Raw genomic sequence first — 13,476 nt, 5'->3', positions numbered from 1 at the left:
ATCCGCGGCAAGGACATCGGCTTCATCGCGCAGAACCCCTTCAGCGCGCTCAACCCGGTGCTCCGCCTCGAGAAGCAGTTCGCCAACATCGCCAAGGCGCATGGAGTGAAGGCCGACGACGGCGCTCGGCGTCGCGCCGTCGACCTCCTCGCGGCGACGGGCGTGAGCGATCCCGAACGCGTGATCCGCGGCTACGCCCACGAACTGAGCGGCGGCATGGCGCAGCGCGTCGTGATCGCCATGGCGCTCTACCTCAACCCGCGGCTGGTCATCGCCGACGAGCCGACGACGGCGCTCGACCTCACCGTCCAGCGCCAGGTCCTCGACACCCTGCGCCGGCTGACGGTGGAGAGCGGGCGATCGATGCTGATCGTCACGCACGACCTTGGGGTCGTCAACGCGTACTGCCAGCGCGTGCTGGTGATGTACAAGGGCAGCATCGTCGAGCAGGGCCCGGTCGCCGAGGTCTTCACGGCGCCCCAGCACCCGTACACCGCCTCCCTGTTGAGCTCGGCCTCGCCTCAGGTCGAGCCGGAAGAAGCCGAAGTCCTCCCCCCACAACCCTTGGAGGTGGCAACGTGGCCATCATCGAAGTGAATGATCTGCGGAAGACGTTCCACACGCCGCAGGGCCGGAAGGTCCTCGCCGTCGACGGCGTCTCCTTCTCGGTCGAGGCCGGAGAGTGCCTCGGGATCATCGGCGAGAGCGGCTCGGGCAAATCGACGCTCGGCCGCCTGCTGCTGAGGCTGCACGAAGCGGATTCGGGCAGCATCTTCTTGGACGGACAGGACGTGCGCGCCCTCCCCTCGCGAGCGCTCCGCAAGCAGCGGCGGCACTGGCAGATCGTCTTCCAGGAACCGTTCGCCTCGCTCAATCCGCGGCTGTCGATCCGGCAGATCGTCGAGGAGCCGCTGATCGTGGCCGGCGCCTACGGTTCGCGGACCGAACGGCGCGAGCGGGTGGCTCGGACCCTCGAGGAAGTCGGGCTGTCTGCCGAGTTCCTCGACCGCCGCCCCGCCAACCTCAGCGGCGGCCAGCAGCAGCGCGTCGGCATTGCCCGGTCGCTCGTCACCGATCCGAGCATCGTGGTCCTCGACGAGCCCACGGCCTCGCTCGACCTCACGATCCGTGCCTCGATCCTGCGGATGCTCGGCGACCTCCAGAGGGCCCGCGGCCTCACGTACCTCTTCATCTCCCACGACATCGAGACCGTGCGGCACTTCTGCTCGCGCGTGGCCGTCATGCATCGCGGCCGCTTCGTGGAAGTCGGCACGGCTCGGGACGTGCTCGAGGATCCGCAGCAGCCCTACACGCAGCGGCTCATGGCGGCGGCGATGCCGCCGCTGCCCTTCGCGGCTGTCGGACCCATGTCGACGGAAGCGGGGAACTCATGATCCGGTACATCGCCTCCCGACTGGCCATCGCCGTCGGCCTCCTCCTCGGCCTCATGACGCTCAGCTTCGGGCTCGTCTCCCTGCTCCCCGGGGATCCCGCCGTCGCCCTGCTCGGCGAATATGCCACCCCTGCAGACATTGCGCGCATCCACGCCGAGCTCGGGCTAGACAAGCCGCTGTGGGAGCGCTACATCGAATACATCGGCCGCACGCTCACCGGCGACCTCGGGCATTCATTCTTCACCGGAAGCTCCGTTTCCCAGGAATTGTGGACTCGCCTGCCGAATACGCTCGTCTATCTGGTCCCGGGACTCATCCTGGCGCTCCTGCTGGGGCTGGCGATGGGAACCTTCGCGGCCTACCGGAGCGGGCGGCTCCCGGACAAGACCTTCACGGCCGGCGTCTCGGTGCTCATGGCCATGCCCGAATTCGTCCTCGCGCTCCTGCTCCTTTTTGTCTTCTATCAGCAGCTGCATCTAGCCCCCGCACCGTTGGGAATGCTCTCGAGCTCGGATATCCCACCGCCGAAAGTCACCGGTTCGGTGGTCTTGGACGCGGTCATCGCCGGCAAATGGAAGGTCTTCGGCTCGATTTTCAGCCGGGCCGTGCTTCCGATTGTCACGATGGGCCTCTTCTTCGCGGCACCTTTTGGAAAAACAGTGCGCACGGGCCTGCTGCAGATTCTTCATTCGCCGCAGATCGAATTCGCGCGGGCGTGCGGGCTGCGTCCATCCCAGGTCTACCGCTATGCGCTGAGCGACGTGCGGGCCGCGCTCATGACGTACATGGTGCTGCTCTTCGCCGCTGCCTTGAGCGGGGCCGCGATCGTCGAAAGCGTCTTCTCGTGGCCCGGCATCGGCGGGTGGTCCCTGGACGGCGTGCTGAAGGGCGATATGCCCGTGATCCAAGGCTTTGTGTTCGTCATGGGCGCTACCAGCCTCCTCGGCTACGTGCTCCTGGACACACTCATCACGCTGCTGGATCCGCGCGCCCGAGCCGTTGCACTTCGCGGGCGAAGTACCCGTAAATCCCTTGACACTCCTGCCCTCCATCAATAGGTTGAAGATATGTTCACTAAATTAAAGAACGACAAACTGGTCGTCCTGGGTGGGCTCATTCCCCTTGACGGCCGCGTGAGCTGGGTCCCCGCCGGCTCGACCGGGTTCCAGCCCTCGAACTGCTACCTGCTCTCGGAGTGCGGCGCCGCCGCCCTGGCGTTGGGGAGCGCAGCAGGTGACTCCCACCTCCTCATCGACTCGGGAGTCGCGCTCCACGCGCAGCAGATCCTGGACGATCTCGCCGCCCTCATCGGCGAAGGCGGCGCCCTCTCGGTCTTCTTCACCCGGGCGGAGATGGACTGCGTCTCGAACCTCGAGCCGATCGCCCGCAGCTTCGACATCCAGCGCCTCTTCACCGGCGGCGTCATCAATCCGTTCGACGCCTTCGAGGACCTGAACCTCATGGCCCTCCGAGGTCGCCGGCACCAGATCGACGCCATGCGGTCGGGGGAGGGTGATTCGCTGGCCCGCGCGGCCTCCATCGACATCGGGCCTAGCCGAGTGCTCGAGATCGAGGCCCCGCTCCTGCGCCTCCTCATGACGTTCTGGGGCTGGGACGCCGAGACTGGCACGCTCTTCACCTCGGACACGTTCACGCACGGCACCATGCAGCGTCCGGACGACTCGCGGATCATCGACTCGACCGTCGAGGACACGACGACGCCGGAGCAGGTGGCCGGACACCTGTTCGCGAAGTACGAATGGCTCCCGCGGGCCACGTGCGAGCCCCTGCGCGAATGGCTGGCTGCGAAGTTCGACGAACTCGACCCCGAGATCATCGCCCCCTCGCGAGGCTGCGTGCTGCGCGGACGCGACGTGGTCCGGCGTCACCTCGACTACATGCTCACCGCGCTCACGCCGCAGCACGCGGGCCTCGTCCGCCAAGGCGCATAGGAGAGAACGATGGAACTTCCCACGACCGAACAGCTTGTTGAAACGATGAGCAGCGACCTTCCGCGCAGCGTGGCCGACGGCGTCACCTGGATGAGCTCCTGCCTCCCGTTCCATCTCGCCGACCGGGTGATCCACGGGCACAACTCGACCTTCCTGGTCCGGGGCGCGTCGTCGTCGCTGCTCGTGGACACCGGCAACCCCTCGAGCTGGCCGATCATCTCGCAGAAGCTCGACGAACTGCTCGACGGCGAGCCCCTCACCTACGTGTTCCCCACCCACCCCGAGCTCCCGCACACCGGAAACCTGCCCCGGCTCGTGCAGAAGTACCCGGAGATCCAGATCGTGGGCGACGTCCGCGACTACCACCTGTTCTATCCGCAGATCGAGCCGAACCTGCATGCTCGCGTCCCCGGCGATCGGATCGATCTGGGCGGCGGCTACGAATTCGTGGTCGTCGAGGCGCTCATCCGCGACCTGCCGAATACGCAGTGGGGCTTCGTGCCCGAGGCCGGCGTTCTCTTCACCGCGGACGGGTTCTGCTACATGCACCGACCCGAGCTCGACGACGAGGACCCGGTCCACCTTCCCGGCGAATGCGGCCTCGTGACGACCGAGCTCTCGGGGCCCATCGCCGTCGAGAACGCGGCCTTCTTCACGGGAAGCGCCCTCTACTGGGCGCGGTTCTGCAACGACGCGGACCAGGTGTACGACCGCGTGCTGCGGCTCATCGACGATCTCGATGTCCGGACCGTCGCCCCCACCCACGGGAACGTCATCACCAACGTCCGCGACGTCGAACCCATCATCCGCGCCGGCCACCAGCGCGCGTACCGGTACTGAACCCGTCCCACCCATCCCCCAAAGAAAAAGGTGTTAGGACCATGAATCGCTTGCGTCTGCTCTCCGGCGGTGTCGCCGCCGCTCTCGCGCTCTCGGTCACGGGCTGTGGAGGCAGCTCGGACGCGTCCTCGACCCAGCAGCCCGACAATGTTGTCGTGGCCGTCGGGGCCCTCCCAGACAGCCTCACCCCAGCACCGTGGGGCGGCAGCGCCTCGCACGTCGTCCTGAGCGGCCTGGGCTCCCAGCTCCTGCAGTACAAGACGACGGCGACGGCGAGCGACCCCTGCGGCCAGCCGACCACCGAGGTCTCGGGCCGCCTCGCCGAGAGTGCGACGCCGGCCCCAGACGGCAAGGGCGTGATCGTCAAGCTCAGGAAGCTCACCAGCCAGTTCGGCCACACCCTCTCGGCCGAGGACGTGCGCTGGAGCCTCCAGATCGGCATGCAGCGCCAGCCAGTCATGAAGGGCACGCTCTCGAGCAGCGGCTTCGACGTCAACAACCTCGTCAAGGTCATCGACGACAGCACGGTCGAGCTCAACACGACCTCGCTCACTTCGTTCAGCGTCGAGTCCCTCCAGAACAACCTCTTCTACATCCACGACAGCGTCGAGGCGAAGAAGCACGTGACGCCGGATGATCCGACGGCCAACAACTGGCTCTCCAAGAACCTCGCCGACTACAGCGGCTGGGACCTCGAGGAGTTCACACCCGGCACGTCCCTCACGGTGACCGCCGACCCGAAGTGGGAAGGACAGCGCGGCGCCGTCAAGCGGGTGGTCGTCAAGGCCGTCCCCAACACCTCGACCCGGAGCCAGCTCGTGCAGACGGGCGAGGCCCAGGTGGCGAACGGCTTCGAGTACGACCAGTACGCCTCGCTCGGCGATTCGCCCAACGTGAGCGTCCTCAACTGCCCGAGCGCCACCCGTGACACCCTCATGTTCAGCACCAAGTCGGGACCGCTCGCGGATGTCCGCGTGCGCCACGCGATCTCCGAGGCAATTGACCGCGCCGCGCTCGTGAAGGGCGCCTACGCCGGGTACGGCAAGGCCGCGCAGGCCACCTTCCCCGGCGGGGATCCGTCGTCGTTCTACTCGTTCAACCTCGATGACGCGAAGAAGCTCATGGCGGACGCCGGGTACGCGAACGGCTTCAAGCTCGACCTCAGCTATAGCGCGACCCGCCCCGGACCCGTCGCCGCGAAGTCGGCGGTCCTCATCCAGTCGATGCTCAAGCAGATCGGGATCGACGTGCAGCTCCAGAACGTCGCGAGCTCCACGGACTTCTCGAGCGCCCTGATCCAGGGCCGCTTCCAGGCAGTGCTGTACTCGGAGCCCATTGTGATCGCCGACCCGGCGTTCTACAGCTACGCGTACTACGCCGGTGACGCCCCGAGCAATACCACGGGCTGGAAGGACGCCAAGTTCGATCAGCTCCGCACACAGCTCGCGGCAACACCGCAGGACAAGACCGCCCAGCGGAATGACCTCATCAAGCAGATGACCGCCGTCGTCGACGCCGGCGCACCGATCCTGTCCCTCGTCGAGACCCGCGGCATCATCGCCACGAAGAAGGGGCTGACCGGGGCCACGCCGCTCTCGAACGGCCAGATCTACTTCAACGCCCTCGGCAGCTGAGTGCAGCCAGACAAGGACACCCATCATGATTGAACTCTGCGGAAAACAGGTCCGCGACACCCTCGACGAGCTGCTCGACCCCGCGTCAACGGCCCTCGTAGTCATCGACATGCAGAAGGGCGCGGTGTTCCCGGGCGCTGCGATCGGCGACTCCGGCCACGATCTGAGCATGATGCCGCGAGTGCGCGAGCGGTGCCAGGCCGCTATCGAGGGGGCCCGGCGCAACAACGTCCCCGTCTTCCACATCCGCGTGGAGAACCTGCCAGACGGGGCGAGCTCGCCGGCCGCGTGGCTCCGGGCCCTCTACACGGCGGCGGACGGGCGGCCAATCGACCTCGGCAAGCTGAGCCTCAAGGGCGACCCGGCCACCGATTTCTGCGACGAGTGCCTCCCGCTCGACGGCGAAGTGGTCATCACCAAGCGCCGTCCCAGCGCCTTCGTCGCGACCGAGCTGGGGCTCCTGCTCCGGAGCCAGGGCATCGAGTCAGTGGCCCTCGTGGGCGTCTCGACCGGCGGCTGCGTGGAGGCGACGCTCCGCGACGCCGTGCACAACGACTTCTACGCCGTTCTGCTCGAAGATGCCGTGGGCGCCTACGACACGGCGGTCCACGACGCAGCGCTGACGGTCATGCGCGCCAGGCACGACCTCTGCACGGTGGACCAGGCCGTCGCGGTCTGGGATCGGGCACAGGGCGCGGCCCGGCCATGAGCGCCACGGTTCCGGCGGTCGCCCGGCCTGAGCCCTTGGCCAGAGGGAGGGTGTACCGCCTCGGCGGCGAGATCCTTCTGGACGAGCGCGTGAGCTGGTGCCCTCCGGGGGTCCGCCGGAACCAGCCGGTCAACGCGTACCTCATTCGAGGCGACGGGGGGTCGGTTCTCGTGGACACCGGGGTCCGGCTCCACGAGGCGGAACTGCTCGCCCAGGTCGGTGAACTCCTCGAGCCCGCCGAGCCGCTCTCGATCCTTCTGACGCGTACCGAGATGGAGTGCTGCCTCAACATCCCCGCGATCGAGGAACGATTCCAGGTGGCCTCCGTCTGGTACACCGGCGGCATCACGGTGCCGCGTTCGAGCGCGCCCGTGCGCCGCATCTCGGTGGACCCCGGCACCTCTCGCGAGGTCGAGGTTGCCGACGGCCTGGTCCTCGAACTCGTCTCGCCGCTGCTGCGGCTGCTTCCCACGCTGTGGGTCTTCGAGCCCGCCTCGGGGGTCCTCCTGACCTCGGACGCCTTCACCCATCGCGCGAGCCTTGAGGAGGCGGATCCGGCCGAGGGCCTCGTCAAGTTCCAGTGGTTCGCCCACGCGGACACCGCGCCGATCGCTGCCGACGTCCGCCGGATCGTCGAAAGCCGGGAGGTCACGGCCATCGGTCCCGGCTACGGGCTGCCGTTCGTGGGCCGCGACGAGTGCCTGCGGGCCGGCGAGGAGCTCGCCGCCCACCTCGAGGAGGTGGGGCAGCAATGAACGACGACGTCACCACCCCGGCGCGGCGCGTCGCCGACGGCGTCTTCTGGCTCGGCGGATGCCTCTCGGCCTACTCGGCGGGCGAGGAAGTGCACTACCACGTCTCCTCGTACTTGGTCGTGGGCTCGAGGGCCACGATTCTGGTGGACACCGGCGACCCCGCGCACGCCCCGCTGGTCCTCGAACAGCTCGAGCGGGCGCTCGACGGCCGTACCCTCGACTACGTCTTCCCCACCCACCCCGAGATCCCGCACGCAGGCAACCTGCCGTTGCTCTTGACGCGGTATCCGGAGGCGCGCGTCGTGGGGGACGTGCGGGACTACGCCCTTCACTTTCCTGAATTCGAGGGAAGGTTCGAGGTGCGCCGACCCGGCGACGCGATCGAGCTCTGCACCGACGCGGACAGCCGCCCCTTCCGGTTCGTCCCCGCCTACATCCGGGACCTCGAGAACACGCTCTGGGGCTACGACAGCGGATCGGGAACCCTTTTCGTCTCCGACGGCTTCTCGTTCATCCACGACGTTCCGGCATTGGACGCCGGATCACTGGACGACGACGAGTCGCTGGACGACGACGAGCCTGTTCACCGACCCGGGCAGTGTCGCCTGACCTCGGGCGAGATGCCCCTGCCCCCGACCGTCGAGCAGGCGGCCTACGGGACGGGACGAGCCCTGTACTGGACCAAGTTCGTCGATGTCAGCACTGCCTTCGAAGCCATCGAGCGCACGCTCGAGGAGCTGCCGACGTCGTTCATCGGCCCAGCGCACGGCAACGTGATCGACGATGTCGACGGGATGCTGAGAACCTCGCTCGCGGCACATCGCCGGGTTTACGAAGGCCCAGGCGGGTAGAAACCTTAGAGATATTGAAGACTTATCAAGAAAATGAAGCTTTGCGAACTGCGAGGAGAGAGCTGATGCGAGACCTCATCGGATACGGGGAGAACCCGCCCGTCGTCGGGTGGCCGGGCGGCGCCAAAGTCGCCGTGTCCCTCGTGGTCAATTACGAAGAGGGCGCCGAGCGATCCATCGCGGCGGGCGACGAGCGTGACGAGGACATCGTCATCTTCGGCGGCTGGTCCTCCGATCCCGCCCGGCGGAACCTCATGAAGGAATCGTTCTTCGAGTACGGCAGCCGCGCCGGGATCTGGCGCTACCTCGCGATGTTCCGGGAGCGTGGGCTCAAGGCCACGTTCATGGCATGCGGCGAAGCCCTCGAGAAGAATCCCGAGGCGGCGCGCGCGATCGCCCGCGACGGCCACGAGATCTGCGGGCACGGCTACCGGTGGCGGGGCATGGCTGGAATGACGCCCGAGGAGGAACGGGCCGAGATCCGCGCCTGCAAGGCGGCCATCGAGGCGACCGCGGGGGTCACTCCCGTGGGCTGGTACGTGCGCGAGGACATCACCGAGAAGACCAGGTCGATCCTCGTCGAGGAGGGCTTCCTGTACGACTCGAATTCGTATGCCGACGATCTCCCCTACTTCGTCTCCGTCGAGGGCGCCAAGCACCTCGTGCTCCCGTATTCCGGGGACACGAACGACGGCCGCTTCTGGGGTCCCGGCAGCCTCGGCACCGGCGAGGACTTCTTCACCGTGCTGAAGGACAGCCTCGATTGCCTCGTCGCGGAGGGCGAGACCGTGCCGAAGATGATGTCCGTGGGGATTCACCTCAGGATCGGGGGCCGGCCGAGCGTCGCGAACGGGGTCCGGCGATTCCTCGACTACGCACAGAGTGTCGACGGCGTATGGTTCGCGACGCGCGAGGAGATCGCCCGGTGGTGGCTCGCCCACGCTCCCGCCGAACTCCCGCGCGAAGTCTTCGAGGAGGTCGCCTCGTGAAGACCTCGAATCTGACCCGCCTCGTCCACAACGTCCACGAGCAGGGCTTCCAGGAGCTCGACCGCCTCGGCCTCAACGGGCAGCGGGACCAGGGCCTGGTGTCGACGCTCATCTCCCGCGACCTGAGCGGGTCGGACGACCTCTGCGTGAGCTGGGGGCGCATCCTTCCCGGCCAGCGGCACCTGTGCCACCACCACCCAGACGCCTCAGAGTTCTATGTGGTGATCGCGGGAACCCCGTTGGTGTTCCTCGGGGACGAGGAGTATCGCGCGAAACCGGGGGACGGCATCTACATCCCCCGCGGCCTCAAGCACGGAGCGTGGAACGACACGGACGAGTCGGTCGAGCTCGTGGTCGGGGTCAGCAAGCCCGCGGACTGGGAATTCGTGCACGATGAGTGAGCCAGAAGCCGGCCGCGCCGTGGGGCTCATCACGGCCGACCCGAGCCCAACCCTCCTTGCCGTCTGTGCCCAGGCACGTGTGGGCTTCGTAGTCCTCGATGCCGAGCAGACGGGGCTCACGGCCCGCGACTGCGCGGACGCCGTCCAACGGCTGCGCGGGAGTGGGGTCGAGGTGTCGGTCCGCGTTCCGGACCTCGCCCCGAACACCCTTGTCTCCTTCGCCAACACCGGCGCCCACGAGCTGGTGCTCCCGCACCTTCGGCGACCCGACGAGCTCGAGGAGGCTGCCGCCGTCGTCCGCTATGCCCCGCAGGGGCTGCGGTCGCGCCAAGTCTCCCCAGCCTCGGCCTTCGGGACGGACTACTCGCGCGGACCCCGCCTGAGCGTGCTCTTCGAGACCGCCGAGGCGGTCGAGCGCGTCGACGAGTTCGTCGCGTCGGAGACGTTCGACGGCGGCTGGCTGGGACCCACGGACCTCTCCGCGGACTTGCAGCGCGCAGGCCGCGGGGAGCCGCAGCAGCTGGATAAGGCCGTGCAATCCGTCGTCGATGCCCTCCGCGCCTCCGGGCACAGCGTGGGCCTGCCCGCGCCGTCGATGTCCCGGGCCGACGAGGTGTTCGCGCGGGGAGCCGACCGAGCCGCGGTCTATTGGGAACGGGAGCTCGCGGCGCTGATGACGGGATTTGCCGAGATAGGACGCATGTCATGAAGAAGCTCACCACCGCCGAGTCACACTTATATAATTCCGAGAACCCTGAAATAATGACGGTGTCCTTGGTGGGAGACTCTCCGAACGGTGTCATCAACGGCGGGGCCGCCAACGGCGGTGCTGTCAACGGCGGTGCCGTCAATGGCAGCGGTGACCGCGATTTCTGGATCTCGCGCATCGGCGCCACGATCCGCGAGCAGCGGGTTGGGCGCTTCACGGTCGAGGAGCTTGCCGAGCGCGCGGGCGTCAGCGCTGGGCTCATCAGCCAGATCGAGCGCGGCATTGGGAATCCCTCGTTCGCCACGCTCCTGCGGCTCGCGAGCTCCCTGGATCTTCCGTTGGCCACCATGTTCAACGACCCCAGCGAAGGCCGGCACAACATGCTGGTGCGGCGAGCCGATCGGCGTCGGATCGAGATTCCCTCGCAAGGCGTGGTCATGGAGCTCATCGTCCCGGACACGGAGCGCAAGCTTGGCGTGGTCAGCATGACCATTCCCGCCCATTTCGACGGCGCCAACTCCTCCGATTCCCACGAAGGGGAGGAGTGCGTCATCGTGCAGTCGGGGTCCCTTGTCGCCACGGTCGGTGGGCAGGAGTTCCACCTCGAAGCAGGCGACAGCCTCACCTACGACGCCTCCCTCCCGCACTGGTGGCACAACCGGACCGACTCGGCCGCCGTCATGCTCGCGGTCTCGACCCCACCCTCGCTCGGGCGGGCGCACTGATGCCCGCCCCCGGGCCGGCGGTGCGGCTCGGGGTCCTCGTGCCGTCGTCGAACTCCAACGCCGAGACCCTCACCGCCGCGCTGCTCGCCGACAGGAGCGACGTCGGCGTCCACTACAGCCGCTTCCGCCTGCCGCCCGACCTCGGCGACGCGATCGACGCGCGGGTCCTCGGGGAGGCGCCGAGCCTCTTGGCCGACGTCGAGCCGGACGCGGTCGCCTTCCACGGAACCTCCGGGACCTGGGTGGGGCTCGACGGCGACCGGCAGCTCTGCGCCGAGCTCGCCGAGTCCACAGGCGCGCCGGCGACGACGGCGTCCCACGCCGTCGTCGAGGCGCGCGCCGCGCGCGCGGTGTCCCGCGTGTCCGTGGTCTTCCCGGGGCCGGCGTCGATCCTGCCGCTCATCGCCGAGGAGTATTCGCGCCACGGACTCGATGTCGTCGCGACGTCCAGCCCGGAGGCCGTGCTGGCCAACCCCGAGATCGCCCGCCTGGGCGCGGACGAGATCGGGGCGCTCATGCGTCCGGCCTTCGTCTCCGACGCCGAAGCCGTGGTGTGCATCGGGACAAACCTGCGCTCGGCCTATCTCGCTGCGGCGTTCGAGCGGGAGTTCGGCCTGCCCGTGGTGGACAGCGCTGTGGCGACTCTGTGGGAACTCCTGCGACTGGCGGGCTCCGCCAAGCCGGTGACCGGCTGGGGCCGGCTCATGGAGACGGTGTAGGGGTTCCCCTACCCTTCGAGGCCGCACTCTCGAAGGGCGGCCTCAACATCAGCCCGCGAGGTCTCGTCGAGGCCGAGGAGTGGCCGCGGCAGCGGGGACTGCGTGACGAGGCCGAGGACCTCGGCCGCGGCCGCCACGGTCCGGAGGCTGCCGTGCCTGCGGAAGAGCGCCCACATTGGCTCGAGGGCCTCCGAAAGGGCGAGGGCCTTGCCACGATCACCTGCTGCTACCGCGCCTGTGATGGCCTTGGCCTTCTCCGGGAAGAGGCCTCCGAGGACCGAGTACCAGACGTCGGCCCCGGACACGAGGGCCTCGGCGGCGACCCAGTCCCCGCTGATGCCCAGCGACACTCCGGCCGGGAGAACACGCCGCACGGCCGCGACACGGTCGGCGACCGTTCCCGCCGGAGGAGGCGGGATCTTCACGGAGGCGACGCGGGGCAATTCCGCGACCCTCGCGTAGAGGGCGTCGCTGAAGGTGAAGCCGGTGGTGGTGGGGTTGTCGTACACGACGATCGGCACGGAGGCTGCCGAGTGGAGGTCGGCGAAGAGGCGGTAGACCTCTTCCTCCCCGAGACGCTGGTACGAGACGGGTGCCACCAGCAGCCCGGCCGCGCCGGCCGCCTGGGCGTCCTCCGCATAGCGCAGGACGTCGCGGGTGCGCAGTGCGCCCACTCCCGCCACGACGGGGACGCCGCCTGCTGCTCCCACAGCCGCGTCCAGGGCTGCGCGCCGTTCGTCCCGGTTCAGGTACGGATACACGCCGGTCGAGCCGAGCACCCCGAGTGAATCGGCGCCGCCTGCCACCGCGCGGGACACGAGGGCGGCGAGAGCGGACTCGTCGAGCGTGTCGTCGGCCAGCGGGGTCAGCGGGAACGCGCAGAGGGAAGTGAGCACGTCAGCCATACTGGCAAGCCGGCGCCACTCGTGGCTACTTGGCGGGCGGTGGGGCTGCCTGTCGATCGAGCCACCACTCGACGATCTCGAGGCGCGTCGCGATCCAGGCGCCCTTCCCGAGCGCGTGACTGAGGAACCGGTCCAGAGCGCCGGCATACGTGGGGCGGCCGATGATCCGCGGATGAAGGCCCACGCTCATGAGCGACGGGCCCCCGCGCGGGTCCTCGAGCTGCAGGTCGAGGGAGCCGATGAGGTGGTCTGCGAAGGCCCGGCCAGTCGGGTAGGGGCCCATCAGGCTCGAGTCGTTCGTGTCACCGGCGTAGGGCAGCACGGGTAGCCGGACGCCGTCCGTGCCCCAATGCGGGAGGTCGTCGTTGAAGCTGTTCGACTCGTACCGGAACCCCTCCTCGACCAGCGTCCGGCGCGTCTCGGGATTGAGCCCGTCTTTCGAGTACCAGCTCGTGGGCCGCATGCCCGTCGCCTCGGCGATGGCGTCGCGTGACTCGACGATCAACGAGCGTTCGTCCTCGACGCTGAGTCCGGCGTGCTTGTCCCAGTGGTATCCGTGGTCAGCGATCTCATACCCGCGCTGCACGAGTGCCGCGGCGAGGACCGGATTCCGCTGAAGGGCCACGGCGCAGCAGAAGGCGGTGGCTTGAATGCCATGACGGTCGAGGATCCGGAGGATGCGCCAGATCCCGGCTCTCGCCCCGTAGTCGAACGTCGTCTCCTGCCCGGGGGAGAGGCCCGTCTCGGCGCCTTCCTCGACGTTGATCACCAGAGACACCGCCACGCGAGCGTCTCCCGGCCACAGGAATCCGGGCATCTCGGCGCCATGGCCGACATAGTCGCGGGCGAGGGGCTGCTGGGCCATGTGAGCATCCTCCAAGGGGGATTCCGAC

Annotated in this window: 16 protein-coding genes; 14 read left to right on the top strand and 2 right to left on the bottom strand. The window is 68.2% G+C overall.

The features are described from left to right. The 14 genes from ACTHL9_RS13505 to ACTHL9_RS13440 form a co-directional block, all read left to right on the top strand. On the top strand, positions 1 to 597 hold a 597-nt coding region (locus tag ACTHL9_RS13505), incomplete at its 5' end, for an ATP-binding cassette domain-containing protein (protein WP_440519787.1). Continuing rightward, positions 579 to 1,394 carry an ABC transporter ATP-binding protein gene (locus ACTHL9_RS13500; protein ID WP_440519785.1) on the top strand — a complete coding sequence of 272 codons (816 nt, stop codon included), beginning with the start codon at positions 579 to 581 and terminating at the stop codon, positions 1,392 to 1,394. The genes ACTHL9_RS13505 and ACTHL9_RS13500, both read left to right, overlap by 19 nt. Beyond that, positions 1,391 to 2,452 (top strand): ABC transporter permease, encoded by a 1,062-nt coding sequence (locus ACTHL9_RS13495; protein WP_440519784.1) that lies wholly within the window; start codon positions 1,391 to 1,393, stop codon positions 2,450 to 2,452. The genes ACTHL9_RS13500 and ACTHL9_RS13495 overlap by 4 nt, the downstream gene beginning before the upstream one ends. A gap of 9 nt (positions 2,453 to 2,461) precedes the next feature. After that, the gene (locus ACTHL9_RS13490; protein ID WP_440519782.1) at positions 2,462 to 3,346 is read left to right on the top strand and encodes a hypothetical protein; all 885 of its coding nucleotides are present in this window, start codon (positions 2,462 to 2,464) and stop codon (positions 3,344 to 3,346) included. Positions 3,347 to 3,355: 9 nt separating this feature from the next. After that, entirely contained in the window at positions 3,356 to 4,186 is an 831-nt protein-coding gene (locus tag ACTHL9_RS13485) for an MBL fold metallo-hydrolase (RefSeq protein WP_440519780.1), read from the top strand. 41 nt (positions 4,187 to 4,227) lie between these two features. After that, positions 4,228 to 5,820, top strand: coding sequence for an ABC transporter substrate-binding protein (locus ACTHL9_RS13480; protein ID WP_440519778.1), 1,593 nt, complete (start codon positions 4,228 to 4,230; stop codon positions 5,818 to 5,820). A 25-nt stretch (positions 5,821 to 5,845) separates the two neighbouring features. Then, entirely contained in the window at positions 5,846 to 6,529 is a 684-nt protein-coding gene (locus tag ACTHL9_RS13475; RefSeq protein WP_440519777.1) for a cysteine hydrolase family protein, read from the top strand. Further along, positions 6,526 to 7,284, top strand: coding sequence for an MBL fold metallo-hydrolase (locus ACTHL9_RS13470; RefSeq protein WP_440519775.1), 759 nt, complete (start codon positions 6,526 to 6,528; stop codon positions 7,282 to 7,284). Before ACTHL9_RS13475 ends, ACTHL9_RS13470 begins: the two co-directional genes overlap by 4 nt. Beyond that, complete coding sequence (locus ACTHL9_RS13465; RefSeq protein WP_440519774.1) at positions 7,281 to 8,135, top strand: MBL fold metallo-hydrolase; 855 nt, start codon at positions 7,281 to 7,283, stop codon at positions 8,133 to 8,135. The genes ACTHL9_RS13470 and ACTHL9_RS13465 overlap by 4 nt, the downstream gene beginning before the upstream one ends. 65 nt (positions 8,136 to 8,200) lie before the next feature. Next, positions 8,201 to 9,124 (top strand): polysaccharide deacetylase family protein, encoded by a 924-nt coding sequence (locus ACTHL9_RS13460; RefSeq protein ID WP_440519772.1) that lies wholly within the window; start codon positions 8,201 to 8,203, stop codon positions 9,122 to 9,124. Continuing rightward, complete coding sequence (locus ACTHL9_RS13455; protein WP_440519770.1) at positions 9,121 to 9,525, top strand: cupin domain-containing protein; 405 nt, start codon at positions 9,121 to 9,123, stop codon at positions 9,523 to 9,525. The genes ACTHL9_RS13460 and ACTHL9_RS13455 overlap by 4 nt, the downstream gene beginning before the upstream one ends. Further along, entirely contained in the window at positions 9,518 to 10,234 is a 717-nt protein-coding gene (locus tag ACTHL9_RS13450) for an aldolase/citrate lyase family protein (RefSeq protein WP_440519769.1), read from the top strand. The genes ACTHL9_RS13455 and ACTHL9_RS13450 overlap by 8 nt, the downstream gene beginning before the upstream one ends. Beyond that, on the top strand, positions 10,231 to 10,959 hold the full coding sequence (locus ACTHL9_RS13445; protein WP_440519767.1) for a helix-turn-helix domain-containing protein: 729 nt from the start codon (positions 10,231 to 10,233) through the stop codon (positions 10,957 to 10,959). Before ACTHL9_RS13450 ends, ACTHL9_RS13445 begins: the two co-directional genes overlap by 4 nt. Continuing rightward, positions 10,959 to 11,678: a maleate cis-trans isomerase family protein gene (locus tag ACTHL9_RS13440; RefSeq protein ID WP_440519765.1), complete on the top strand. Its 720-nt coding sequence runs from the start codon at positions 10,959 to 10,961 to the stop codon at positions 11,676 to 11,678. The genes ACTHL9_RS13445 and ACTHL9_RS13440 overlap by 1 nt, the downstream gene beginning before the upstream one ends. A gap of 8 nt (positions 11,679 to 11,686) precedes the next feature. Here ACTHL9_RS13440 and ACTHL9_RS13435 read toward each other — a convergent pair whose 3' ends face one another. Together ACTHL9_RS13435 and ACTHL9_RS13430 are read right to left on the bottom strand one after the other, a co-directional pair. After that, on the bottom strand, positions 11,687 to 12,583 hold the full coding sequence (locus ACTHL9_RS13435; RefSeq protein ID WP_440519764.1) for a dihydrodipicolinate synthase family protein: 897 nt from the start codon (positions 12,581 to 12,583) through the stop codon (positions 11,687 to 11,689). 25 nt (positions 12,584 to 12,608) lie between these two features. Then, positions 12,609 to 13,448, bottom strand: a complete 840-nt coding sequence (locus tag ACTHL9_RS13430) for a polysaccharide deacetylase family protein (protein ID WP_440519762.1) — start codon at positions 13,446 to 13,448, stop codon at positions 12,609 to 12,611. Positions 13,449 to 13,476 lie beyond the last annotated feature (28 nt).

This window comes from Sinomonas sp. (assembly GCF_051955515.1).
Taxonomy (GTDB): Bacteria; Actinomycetota; Actinomycetes; order Actinomycetales; family Micrococcaceae; genus Sinomonas.
This window is presented reverse-complemented; position numbering and strand designations above follow the sequence as displayed.

Bases quoted from the DNA above. Each gene is read 5' to 3' on its own strand.
- ACTHL9_RS13430 (WP_440519762.1), bottom strand. From the start codon at position 13,448: ATGGCCCAGCAGCCCCTCGCCCGCGACTATGTCGGCCATGGCGCCGAG.
- ACTHL9_RS13435 (WP_440519764.1), bottom strand. From the start codon at position 12,583: ATGGCTGACGTGCTCACTTCCCTCTGCGCGTTCCCGCTGACCCCGCTG.
- ACTHL9_RS13445 (WP_440519767.1), top strand. From the start codon at position 10,231: ATGAAGAAGCTCACCACCGCCGAGTCACACTTATATAATTCCGAGAAC.
- ACTHL9_RS13460 (WP_440519772.1), top strand. From the start codon at position 8,201: ATGCGAGACCTCATCGGATACGGGGAGAACCCGCCCGTCGTCGGGTGG.
- ACTHL9_RS13485 (WP_440519780.1), top strand. From the start codon at position 3,356: ATGGAACTTCCCACGACCGAACAGCTTGTTGAAACGATGAGCAGCGAC.
- ACTHL9_RS13440 (WP_440519765.1), top strand. From the start codon at position 10,959: ATGCCCGCCCCCGGGCCGGCGGTGCGGCTCGGGGTCCTCGTGCCGTCG.
- ACTHL9_RS13465 (WP_440519774.1), top strand. From the start codon at position 7,281: ATGAACGACGACGTCACCACCCCGGCGCGGCGCGTCGCCGACGGCGTC.
- ACTHL9_RS13450 (WP_440519769.1), top strand. From the start codon at position 9,518: ATGAGTGAGCCAGAAGCCGGCCGCGCCGTGGGGCTCATCACGGCCGAC.
- ACTHL9_RS13475 (WP_440519777.1), top strand. From the start codon at position 5,846: ATGATTGAACTCTGCGGAAAACAGGTCCGCGACACCCTCGACGAGCTG.
- ACTHL9_RS13480 (WP_440519778.1), top strand. From the start codon at position 4,228: ATGAATCGCTTGCGTCTGCTCTCCGGCGGTGTCGCCGCCGCTCTCGCG.
- ACTHL9_RS13470 (WP_440519775.1), top strand. From the start codon at position 6,526: ATGAGCGCCACGGTTCCGGCGGTCGCCCGGCCTGAGCCCTTGGCCAGA.
- ACTHL9_RS13490 (WP_440519782.1), top strand. From the start codon at position 2,462: ATGTTCACTAAATTAAAGAACGACAAACTGGTCGTCCTGGGTGGGCTC.
- ACTHL9_RS13495 (WP_440519784.1), top strand. From the start codon at position 1,391: ATGATCCGGTACATCGCCTCCCGACTGGCCATCGCCGTCGGCCTCCTC.